At 64.8% G+C, this 9,749-nt stretch carries 11 protein-coding genes; 4 read left to right on the top strand and 7 right to left on the bottom strand.

All coding sequences use genetic code 11. The annotated features are described in order from the left end of the window. Nucleotides 1–1,579: putative bifunctional diguanylate cyclase/phosphodiesterase (locus QHC67_RS14510; protein WP_319295375.1), on the top strand; the 1,579-nt coding region annotated here is incomplete at its 5' end. A 16-nt stretch (nucleotides 1,580–1,595) separates the two neighbouring features. Here the strand turns inward: QHC67_RS14510 and QHC67_RS14505 are convergent. The 7 genes from QHC67_RS14505 to QHC67_RS14475 all read right to left on the bottom strand — a co-directional run bounded on the left by QHC67_RS14505 (nucleotide 1,596) and on the right by QHC67_RS14475 (nucleotide 5,650). Further along, nucleotides 1,596–1,931 (bottom strand): hypothetical protein, encoded by a 336-nt coding sequence (locus tag QHC67_RS14505; protein WP_319295374.1) that lies wholly within the window; start codon nucleotides 1,929–1,931, stop codon nucleotides 1,596–1,598. Nucleotides 1,932–2,111: 180 nt separating this feature from the next. Continuing rightward, nucleotides 2,112–2,387, bottom strand: a complete 276-nt coding sequence (locus tag QHC67_RS14500) for a hypothetical protein (RefSeq protein WP_319295373.1) — start codon at nucleotides 2,385–2,387, stop codon at nucleotides 2,112–2,114. Between the two features lie 58 nt (nucleotides 2,388–2,445). Then, nucleotides 2,446–2,814, bottom strand: a complete 369-nt coding sequence (locus QHC67_RS14495; RefSeq protein WP_319295372.1) for an XRE family transcriptional regulator — start codon at nucleotides 2,812–2,814, stop codon at nucleotides 2,446–2,448. A 1-nt stretch (nucleotide 2,815) separates the two neighbouring features. Further along, nucleotides 2,816–3,184 carry a type II toxin-antitoxin system RelE/ParE family toxin gene (locus QHC67_RS14490; RefSeq protein WP_319295371.1) on the bottom strand — a complete coding sequence of 123 codons (369 nt, stop codon included), beginning with the start codon at nucleotides 3,182–3,184 and terminating at the stop codon, nucleotides 2,816–2,818. A gap of 43 nt (nucleotides 3,185–3,227) precedes the next feature. Next, complete coding sequence (locus QHC67_RS14485) at nucleotides 3,228–3,647, bottom strand: nuclease (RefSeq protein ID WP_319295370.1); 420 nt, start codon at nucleotides 3,645–3,647, stop codon at nucleotides 3,228–3,230. After that, entirely contained in the window at nucleotides 3,644–4,897 is a 1,254-nt protein-coding gene (locus tag QHC67_RS14480; protein WP_319295369.1) for a tyrosine-type recombinase/integrase, read from the bottom strand. The genes QHC67_RS14485 and QHC67_RS14480 overlap by 4 nt, the downstream gene beginning before the upstream one ends. A gap of 117 nt (nucleotides 4,898–5,014) precedes the next feature. Further along, entirely contained in the window at nucleotides 5,015–5,650 is a 636-nt protein-coding gene (locus tag QHC67_RS14475; protein ID WP_319295368.1) for a JAB domain-containing protein, read from the bottom strand. A 116-nt stretch (nucleotides 5,651–5,766) separates the two neighbouring features. Between QHC67_RS14475 and QHC67_RS14470 the strand changes: the two genes are divergently transcribed. From QHC67_RS14470 to QHC67_RS14460, 3 genes are read left to right on the top strand one after another with little or no spacing between them, the layout of a single operon-like run. Beyond that, nucleotides 5,767–9,030 (top strand): YdbH domain-containing protein, encoded by a 3,264-nt coding sequence (locus tag QHC67_RS14470; protein WP_319295367.1) that lies wholly within the window; start codon nucleotides 5,767–5,769, stop codon nucleotides 9,028–9,030. Continuing rightward, the gene (locus QHC67_RS14465; protein WP_319295366.1) at nucleotides 9,027–9,215 is read left to right on the top strand and encodes a YnbE family lipoprotein; all 189 of its coding nucleotides are present in this window, start codon (nucleotides 9,027–9,029) and stop codon (nucleotides 9,213–9,215) included. Before QHC67_RS14470 ends, QHC67_RS14465 begins: the two co-directional genes overlap by 4 nt. Further along, nucleotides 9,212–9,613: a YdbL family protein gene (locus QHC67_RS14460; protein ID WP_319295365.1), complete on the top strand. Its 402-nt coding sequence runs from the start codon at nucleotides 9,212–9,214 to the stop codon at nucleotides 9,611–9,613. Before QHC67_RS14465 ends, QHC67_RS14460 begins: the two co-directional genes overlap by 4 nt. Nucleotides 9,614–9,749 lie beyond the last annotated feature (136 nt).

The following is a 9,749-nucleotide window of genomic DNA, read 5'->3' as shown; positions in this document are numbered from 1 at the left end:
GGCATCAGCCCACTCGCGTTCGAAGCCAAGGTGGCATAATGAGATAGGTGACCGGCACAAAACCGTTACAAGTCCAGTGCTCGCCTTGTACGTTCGGGAGTGCCGCGCGCCGGATGACAAAGAGAAGTCGGTCATCGCGATCTGCATGGATCTGTGTTGCGTTGCTCTCCAGATTCATGAGCGCGCGATTGATCAGGAGCGACGGGCGAATATTGACGTGCTGACGGGCCTCCCGAACCGGGCAGCCTTCAACGCGGCGCTCGACCGCGTCCCTTGCGATGAACCGGGATCGTGGGGACTGTTCATTCTCGACCTCGACAATCTGAAGATCGTGAACGACACGTTCGGCCACCTTGCCGGCGACGCCCTGATCCAGGTTGCCGCAAGCCGGGTCGCTCGGGCGATGGCTCCTGATGTGACCTTCCGGCTCGGCGGCGATGAGTTCGCCGTGCTCGTCCAGGCGCCGACCGTTCTCGCCGATCTGGATGCGGCTGCGGGGCGGATCTTCAGCGCGCTTGAGGTTTCTGCGTCGTGCGAGGGGCACATGGTCGTTCCGCGCGCGACGATCGGCGGAGCGGTGCTCGGCGATTCTGAAGTGACGGCGGCCGCGGTAAACGAGGCGGCCGACTTCGCCCTCTATCATGCCAAAGAAACCGGTCGAGGCGGCTTCGTGCGCTACTGGCCTGGCATTGGGACGCGGATTACGCATCGACGCGACGCCATTCGCGATGTCGGCGATGCCCTGGCCGAGGACCGGATCGAAGCGCACTATCAGCCGGTCGTCCGACTCGATACGGGTGAGATCATCGGTCTTGAAGCCCTTTGCCGCATGCGGACGCGCAAAGGCGAGCTGATAGCGGCGCGCGCCTTTCACGAGGCGACGACTGACGCGCGTGTCGCGTCCGAATTGACAGCATGCATGTTGGCCACGGTGGCACGCGATATGCGTCGCTGGCTCGATCGAGGGCTCCCGATTCAGCATGTCGGCATCAACGTGTCGACGGCTGACTTCTACACGGGAAGCATCGCCAGCAAGCTGAAGGATGTCTTCGGGCAAGCCAGTGTCCCGCTCAGCCATCTCATCCTTGAGGTCAGCGAACACGTCTATCTCGGACGGCGCGACCGGGTGGTGGCGCGCGAGATCGAGGCGGTCCGGGCCGCCGGCGTCCTCGTCGCGCTCGACGATTTCGGAACCGGCTACGCCTCGCTGACGCATCTCCTCAACGTGCCCGTCGACATCATCAAGATCGACCAGGCGTTCATCGCACGGCTCTGGCCGGATGATCCAAGCATGGTGATTGTCGAGGGCCTGATCGATATCGCACGGCGTCTCAACATCCGCGTGGTCGCGGAGGGCATCGAAGCGGAAGTTCAGGCCAGTCAGCTCTGGTCGATGGGCTGCAAGCTTGGCCAGGGCTTTGCCTTCGCGCATCCGGCCGACAGCGAGACCACCGAAGCGCTGCTGCGGCGGCATGCGCAAGGTGTCGCTGGCGCGATCCCACTCTATGCGACGCGTGCTGGGACGGCGGTGAGCGCAAGCGCGGCAGCCGAGAGCAGTCAGCGACGCGCGGCGTCCTGATCCGGTCGCCGCGGCGCTATCGGGGTTTCGCGAGACCTTCCTGGACCAGAAATTCCAGCACGATATCTCCCAAGGGGCCGCGCAGCTCACTCGGAAGCTTTATTGCTGGCTGCCAGGTGCCGTCCGCGGCCTTGAACGTGGGCAAGTGGATCGATGTCCCGCCGTCGGGGACTCGCCGCGCTTGTACACCATAAATCACTACCTCGACGCCTTCGATGAGGAGTTCCACATCGACCAGAGCGTACAGGGCCTTTCCGCTCGCCGGCTGCGCATTGAGAACGGTGATGGTGACGAGTGCGTTTCCGTCGTCGCCGTCACCACCGGCAGGATTTGTGGGTTCATTTGAGGTCATCACCGAACCAGTCAGCTACAAATGGTCCGGCACCCGCTTCTAGGATGTCTTTGTTCGCTTGAAGTGGTGGGCTCTCGACCACGATCTATGACTTCTCCTGCACCTCGAAATCGACGACGTTGCCCGGCGTATCCCACGCCGATTGAATGCTACATAGCTACTCGCGCTCGTGCGTCGGAATTATTTAGATGCCTTGATCGCTTGGCCGAGATCCGCGTTGCACTCGATGTCTTCAGCCATGTTCAACGCGACGGCCGCGTCCCCGCCGAGCCTGATCTGCCGGCCATCGTCGGCCGTGGCCACAATCAGGACCGCACCGCCCGCGCGCGCCGCGTCTCGTAGTTCGGCGGCGACCAAGCGGGCGCGATCTGGTGCAAAGTCGTAGATCGTCTGTTCGGCCTTGACGACGAGCACCACGTCGCCGGTGTCGAGATCGTGCGAGACGCCGATCGTCATTGAGCGAGTTGCCGCAGGTTTGACGGTCGCGCGAGGGAAGAGACCGAAGGCATTGGCCTTACCGCGAGACAACGACCTTGCGCCGGGCAACGCCGGATTTTCCGGTGGGCTCAACCACATCGCCGAGATGCTGGATCGTGAATGCCGGGCGGGTCGGCAACTTCACGATCAGTTCCAGCTTGCCACCGATGGCCTCGACGTAGCTGCGAAGCGTGGAGAGATACATGTCCGCCTGCTTCTCGATCTTTGAGACCGATGGTTGCTTGATGTTCAGCGCGGTGGCGATGTCGGCCTGCGCCTTGCCGGCGATCTGGCGCAGTTCGCGCAGGCCTTCGACCTCCTGCTTGAGGACCTGATAGCGCGCCTCGATCTCCGCCTGCTCATCCGCGGGGAGTTCAGCAATGAATTCGTTCAGGCTCCGTGCCATCTCACTTTTCCTTCTTTCCGGATTTCAGGCTTTCCAGATGGTCGGAAAACCGGAAATCCGCTTTTGCGATCAGGCTCCTGTAGAAGCGCTTCTGGCTTCCACCCGACTTGTCGCCGGCCACGAGCAGGATCGCCTTTCTCTCAGGATCGAAGGCGAAGGCTGCTCGCCATTCGCCATCGGCCGCCTCGAACCGCAGCTCCTTCATATTGGCGTGTCTGGACCCCTTGAGCGTGTCTGCGTGGGGTCGGCCAAGCTGCGGGCCGAAATCGGAAAGCAGCTTGGCGGCGGCAAACAGTGCGACACGGACGTCACGCTCTAAGGTCAAAACCTCATCCTCGAAGGCCGAATGCAATCTGACTTCCCAAGTCATATAGCCTCCAAGCTATGCGAGGTCAATGGTGAGCTGGATCGCATCACCGGCCGCCCTCGGCTACGCCGGCCTGACGCAGCAGGTCGCCAAGATTGGCTCCGCTGATCCGGCAGCGCGCGATAACGCGGTCAAAGGAGCGGACACGGCCGCCGCGCCCGCGCTCGGATGTGCATACGACCTCGCGCTGTAGGGCCAGGCGTTCGAGCGCCGCCTTGGCCGCGGGACCGTCGGGAGTGTGTAGCTCCGGGGCGTTGAAATCGGCGAGGCGGACTTCAATCCACTCATTGGGGGCCGCCGTTCGCCCAACACAGAGACCGTCGCCATCTCCCACATATCGGACGATGCCTGAGAACTGGACGCCGGCCCGCGTGGGGAGAGTGCCTTCGCACGGATCTGCATGGGCCGGCGCGGCGTAGCAGAGCGTCGCGGTCGCGGCGGCCAACACGAGAAGCCGACCGCTCACGCTGCCTTCTTCAAGGCGTCGGCACCTTTCTTCTTCGCCAGCATCGCGCGGACGAACTTGTCCCACTTCGCCATGCCGGCACGCTTCTCGGGCATGTAGTTCCAGCGGTCGTAGTTCTTGGAGCTGACGTCCTGAAGCGCGTGGTTCTGGAGACGATCGCGGATTTCCTTCGAGACGCCCGCCTTGCCCGCCAAGGTCTTGAAGGTGCGGCGGAGATCGCGGTTCGTCACATAGGGGATGACGCCGCGATCGCGCTGGCGCCACATGAACGAGTAAAGCGTCCCATGACTGACAGGCTTCGACGGGTCCGTCGCGGAGGGGAAGAACCAGCCATATTCGTTCACGTTGATGGCTTCGAGCAACTCGGCGGCAAGTGACGGCACGGGGACGGCGTGCGGCTGAAGGTTCTTGGTCTTCGACCAGTCGATGATCCGCTCCTTGGCATCCCATTGGTCGATGTGGAGCCGAGCGATTTCCTGGACCCGCTGGCCGGTCAGCATGAGGATTCGGACGGCGCGGGTGTAGGGCGGGTGGATGGGCGTGTCGGGGCTTTCCAGCCAGCGATAGAGCCGGACGAACTCGTCCTCGCCGAGCCAGCGCGTGCCCTGGACCTTGGGTTCGGTCGGAATGCCCGTGGCCGGATTGAAGGGAATTCGGAAGCGGCGCGGCGAAGTGTTCCGATAGTCGTTGTCGGACTTCATGCCCCATCCATAGGCCGCGTGGACATAGCCACGGACATGGTCGGCCATCGCCCGCGCGCCGCGGTCGTAGATCGGCCGGATCACTTCCACGATCTCTTCGGGTTCGATCTCGCGGGCGAGACGGTTGCGGCCAAGCGTGTCGGCGATTTTGTTGAGGCCCTTTTCCGTCTCCTTCCATGACGGCTTGCCTGCGCTCTTGAGCGACGCGACATAGCCCTCGAACAGGTCAGCGACCGTGCCGGGGCGGGTATCGGTCGCGATCCTGATGCTCCGGCCCTTCTGGATGACGTCGGCATAGTCGCGCTTGAAGATCGCGCGCGCTTCGACGAGGGACGTGGATGGATAGGCGCCGATCTTCTTTTTGGCGCGCTTGCCGTCGCGCCATTGCTGCGCCATCCAGTCGGCGGTCACGCGCTTGGGCATGGGCTTCAGGACGAGGACGAGCCGTCCGGTCCCGCGCCCTTCGCCGTCGGCGAGGTTTTCTTGTTTCTGGCTTGCTTCGACCCGCTTCAACGCATGTCGGATCGCGGTATCGGTCAGGCTTGGCATCACGTTTCTCCTGTCCCGCAACTGGGATCGGTCAAGGAGAAACGGGGATCGTTTGCTGGGAGCGGAATGCCGTTTCCTACCCCTTAAACCGCCCCCAATTTGCCAAAACCGCCCCCACTACGCAAGACCAAAAATACGCGAATGTCCTAGTGATTCAGCGTGCTTATGCGTGATCCAACGTGATCGATTTAAGAGAGTGGGGTGGTTGTGCACGAGGATCAGCGCCGTCGAGCCCAGGTCGATCGCCTTGCGAATCACTTCGCGGGTGTAGATCGCCGCTTCGTCGACTGAGCCGTCGCCCATATGCTCGTCGCGAATGAGCATGTTGCGGCTGTTGAGATGCAGCACGCGCACCCGCTCCACCGTCAGGAACGCCATGTCGGCGCGCAGATAATCGAGCAGCGCGTCCCAGCTCGACAGCACCGGCTGTTCGACGACCTTGGCTTTCAGCAGGCGCAACGCCGCCGCCTGCGCGATCTTGATCGCCGCAACGCTGGTGTCGCCCATGCCCGGCTCACGCGCCAGCGCCCGCCAGTCGGCCGTCATCAGCCCGCCGAACCCGCCGAAGCGATGCAGCAGCGCCTTGGCCAGCGGCTTCGTGTCGCGGCGCGGGATGGCCAGCGCCAGGAGATATTCGACAAGCTCGTGATCCAGCAGCGCATCCGGCCCGCCGTCCGCCAGCCGCTGCCGCAGCCGCGCCCGATGTCCGACCCCATCATGTTCCCGGCCAGCCGGTCCATCGCCCTCGCTCATGACGTGGGCGTAGAGAGCCGGGAAATCTCCCGCAAGGATATTTCCCGCTGGTCAGACGTTGTTCATGCGTTACGGCTTTTCTATGGCCATGCGAAAGAAGCCGGGGTTGCATAAGAATGGACGGTGACATCGGCGAGGAAGCGGGCGAATCGCCCCGTGGTCGCCGCAGCCTGCTCGCTCGCCGGCTAGCGGCCATCGTTGGCGTGATCGGGCTTCTCCTGCTCGCCCTGTGGACGCAGCGCCAGCCCATCGCCGAGAATTTCATCGAACGCGAACTCAACGGCCTGGGCGTGCGTGCGGATTATGACATCGTGCATATCGGCCTTCGCACCCAGAGGATCGAGAATGTCGTGCTGGGCGATCGGGCTCGTCCCGACCTGACGGCCGACTGGGCCGAGATCGACTTGTCGTTCTCCGGCCTGACGCCGCAAGTCGCCGCCGTGCGCGCAAGCGGCGTCCGCATGAATGGCACGCTTCGTCATGGCGTCCTCTCGCTGGGCGAACTCGACAAGTTTCGCTCCCCCACCTCCGCCGCGCCGTTCAGCCTGCCCGACCTGCGCGTCGGTCTGCGCGATGCGCGGATGCGGCTGGATACCGACTATGGACAGATGGGCCTGAAGCTGGAGGGCGATGGCAATCTGCGCTCGGGCTTCCGGGGGAAACTGGCAGCGGTAGCGCCGCAACTGGCGCTCGCCGGGTGCGGGATCACGGACGCCAGCGCCTGGCTGGACATCGCGATGCGCGAAGGCCGCCCACAGATTCGCGGCCCCGTCAGGGGCGCGGCGGTCGGCTGCAAGGATCGCGGCATAGGCATTGCCCAACCCGTCTTTACCACCGAGATCACCCTTTCGGCGGCGCTCGACCGCTGGACTGGCCATGTCGACCTCGCCGCCTTCTCCGCAAAGGCCGCCGGCACCACGCTCGTCAAGCCCGCGGGGCGGCTCGCTTTCGATGGCACCGCTAAGGGAACCAACGGCCAGATCCGCCTCTCTGCGGCGAATGTGCAGCAGGGCGCTGTCCGCACCGCGCAGACGGAACTGACCGGCGCCTATTCCTTTGCGCCTGGCCGCCAAGGGATCGACGCGCAGATGAACGCAGCCCTCTCCTCCCAACGCGTGGCGCTGGCGGGCGACGATCCGCTGGCGACATTGCGCACGTCCACGGCAGGCTCTCCCGTCGCGCCCCTCGCCCTGCGCCTCGCCGACGCCGTGCGCGCCGCTAGCCGCGACAACCGTGCGCAATTGCGCTTCGCCCTGTTGCAGAAGGACGGCAAGGGTTCCGCCACCATCACAGCCGCCGACTTCACGAGCCGCAGCGGCGCACGCTTGGGCCTTGGACAGGACAGCCGCCTGACGTTCGGCTGGCCGCGTGCAGGGGGCGGCCTCGAATGGGCGCTGAATGGCGCAGTCACGATGGACGGCGGCGGTCTGCCCCGCGCAGCCCTGCGCCTCGCGCAGCGGTCCGGCGGCGGCTTCGGCGGGCAGCTGTTCATCGACCCCTATGCCGCGTCCGGCGCACGGCTCGCGCTGGAGCCCGTCCGCTTCTCGGCGGGGCAGGGCGGCGCAACCCGCTTCGCAACCGCGATCCGCCTCGACGGCCCGCTGAATGGCGGCAGCCTGCGCGGCCTCACATTCCCCATAGAAGGCCAGGTCGCCGCCAATGGCGCGCTGTCGGTCAATCGCCGCTGCGCCCCGCTCGGGCTGACGAGCATGACCTTCGGCAGCCTCAGCCTCGGCGCGACCCGCGCAACGCTTTGCCCCGATGGCGGCGCGTTGCTGGCTTATGGTCCGCAGGGCCTCTCCGGCGGCGCGCGCATCGCCAAATTGAACATCGCCGGAAAGCTCGGCAGCAGCCCCATGCGCCTCACCGCCGACACAATGCGAGGCTCACTGGCTTCGCGCAGCTTCGACCTCAGCAATGCGCTCATGCTGCTGGGCGAATCAACGACCCCGGTCCGCCTCGCCGCGACCAGCTTCGCGGGCAGGATCGACTCGCGCGGCCTGTCCGGCACCATGGGCGGGGCCACCGGACGCATCGGCGCAGTCCCGTTGCTGGTCGGCGAAGCCGCAGGCCGCTGGAGCTACGCCGCCAGCACCCTGCGCGTCGATGGCAGCTTGAGGCTCACCGACGCGCAGTCTCCCGGCCGATTCGAGCCGCTCGTCAGCCGCGACTTCACGCTGGCCCTTCGGGACAATCGCATCGCCGCAAAGGGCAGCCTGCTCGAACCGAATACCGGCACGCTGGTCGCGCGCACGGACATCGCCCATGAACTCGGAACGGGCCGGGGCCACGCCGACCTCGACGTCCCCGGAATCGCCTTCACGCAAGGCTTGCAACCCGAAGCCCTGACGCGCCTCGCCATCGGCGTGATAGCAAATGCCCGCGGCACCGTCTCCGGCAAGGGGCAGATCCGCTGGACCGGCAGCAACGTCACCAGCGACGGCGTCTTCCGTACCGACGCCATGGACCTCGCCGCCGCATTCGGCCCCGTCAGGGGCCTGTCGGGCGAACTGCGCTTCATCGATCTCGTCGGCCTCGTCTCCGCCCCGAACCAGATCGCCCGCGTCAAGAGCATCAATCCTGGCGTCGAAGTGCTGGACGGCGAAATCCGCTATCAGCTCATCCCGAACCAGCAGGTCCGCATAGAAGGCGGCGAATGGCCCTTTGCGGGCGGGCAACTCAGCCTGCTTCCCACCACGCTGGATTTCAGCGCGGACAAGCCCCGCAATCTCTCCTTCCGCGTCGTCGGGCTGGACGCAGGCGCCTTCATCCAGACGCTGGACCTCGACAATATCTCCGCGACCGGCACCTATGACGGCCTGCTGCCGATGGTGTTCGACGACAAGGGCGGCCGCATCGTCGGCGGCGTGCTGGCCGCGCGCCAGATCGGCCGCGCGCCGCTGATCCTCTCCGACACCAGCAATCTCTCCATCACCTGCGACCCGACGTTGCAGGGCGGCACGCTAGCCTATGTCGGCCCGGTCTCCAACGAACAGCTCGGCGTCTATGGCAAGATGGCCTTCGACGCGCTCAAGAACCTCCAGTACAAGTGCCTCACGATTCTGATGGACGGCGCGCTGGACGGCGAGCTGGTGACGCAGGTAACGTTCAATGGCGTCAATCGCGGCAAGCTGGGCGACGCGCCCGCAGGCATCGCCCGCAACTTCGTCGGCTTGCCGTTCCTCTTCAACATCCGTATCGAAGCGCCGTTCCGTGGCCTGCTCAACAGCGCGCAATCCTTCGTCGACCCGAGCGGACTCATCCGCGCGAATCTGGGCGATCAATATGCGCCGGTCACGACCATCCAGCCCAAATCGTCGATAGGACTTGCCGTTCAGCCTGCCGAAAGCGACAAGAGCGTAACGAAGGACCCTGAATGAATAGAAACAGCATCATTGCCTTGGGCCTGACCGGCCTGTCCCTCGCAGGTTGCATTCAGGTGCGCGCGCCGGACAAGCCGATCGAGATCAACCTCAATGTGAAGGTGCAGCAGGAAGTGGTCGTGCGCCTGCAACGCGATGCACAGGACCTTATCCAGAATAACCCGGAGTTGTTCCCGCAATGACACGCAAAATCCTCCTCCTCGCCGCTGGCGCCGCCATCGCGCTGACCACCGGCCTTGCGCTCACGTCACCTGCCCGCGCGCAATCTGGCGCCGTCGCGCAGGCAATTGCCGCCGGCACTGTCGGCGAGCAGTCGGACGGCTATCTCGGCGTCTCCGGATCGGTTTCCGCCGATGTCCGCGCCGAAGTCGAATCGATCAACATCAAGCGCCGCGCCGCCTATACCGATCTTGCGGGCAAGCGCGGCGTCACGGTTGCCGATGTCGCCGCGGCCACCGGCTGCCAGACCCTCGCCAATCGCGTCAAGACGGGACAGGCCTACCGCATCGGCACCGGCGCATGGCAGACCAAGGGCGCAGGCGCCATCGCGCTTCCCTCCTATTGCGCCACGGCGGGGTGAGTCCCTGGCGCTCAGCAAACTCCGTTCGTCCTGAGTAGCCATTGAGCGAAGTCGAAATGGCGTATCGAAGGATTGATGCTTCGATATGGGCCTTCGATAAACTCAGTCCCTACTCAGCACGAACGGGGATGAGAGG

It is taken from the genome of Sphingobium sp. (assembly GCF_033795625.1).
Classification (GTDB): Bacteria; Pseudomonadota; Alphaproteobacteria; order Sphingomonadales; family Sphingomonadaceae; genus Sphingobium.
The sequence above is the reverse complement of the archived record's forward strand: the minus strand, read 5'-3'. Positions and strand labels throughout refer to the sequence as shown.